General features: G+C 74.3%; 1 protein-coding gene. It reads right to left on the bottom strand.

Going from position 1 to position 501, the window contains the following annotated elements:
• Positions 1 to 334 (bottom strand): histidine phosphatase family protein (locus tag AAFM92_17025; protein ID MEL7302058.1); only part of this gene is annotated, 334 nt, incomplete at its 3' end.
• Positions 335 to 501 lie beyond the last annotated feature (167 nt).

Here is a 501-nt window from a genome sequence, read left to right as displayed (position 1 = left end):
CGGGGAAGCGGAAGCCGCTCGGGTAGCGCTGCACGGTCTTCCACTCGTCGAGCTTGCGGAGATCGGCGAGCTTCTTGCCCGTCCAGTCACCGAAGTCGCACTCGATCAGGCCCTTGGCCTGACGGACGCGGAGCTTGCGGGCCTTGGCGATCGGCGCCGCCGTCTCCCGGGTTCGTTCCATCGGCGACGCGTACACCGCGGCGACGTTCTTCAGCGCGGCGATCCGGTCGGCGGCGGCCTCGGCCTGCGGCACCTCCGACGGGACGGCGGCGGCGTACATCGGCACCGGCGCGTCGCGCTGGACGCGGCGCTGCGGCTGCAGCGACCGGCGCACCTCGCGGCGGGCCACCAGCGCCGTCACGGCCTCGCTGTGCTCCTGCGGGGCCAGCGGGCGCACGGCGCGCGGTCCGAATGTGACCGTCTGGGCGGCAAACTGGGCGTCGCTCGCCTCCGGCGGCGCGAGGCGGTCGAGGGCCTCGGTGTGCTCGTCGTACGTGCCGA

The organism is Pseudomonadota bacterium, assembly GCA_038533575.1.
Classification (GTDB): Bacteria; Pseudomonadota; Alphaproteobacteria; order Rhodobacterales; family Rhodobacteraceae; genus Shimia_B.
The sequence above is the reverse complement of the archived record's forward strand: the minus strand, read 5'-3'. Positions and strand labels throughout refer to the sequence as shown.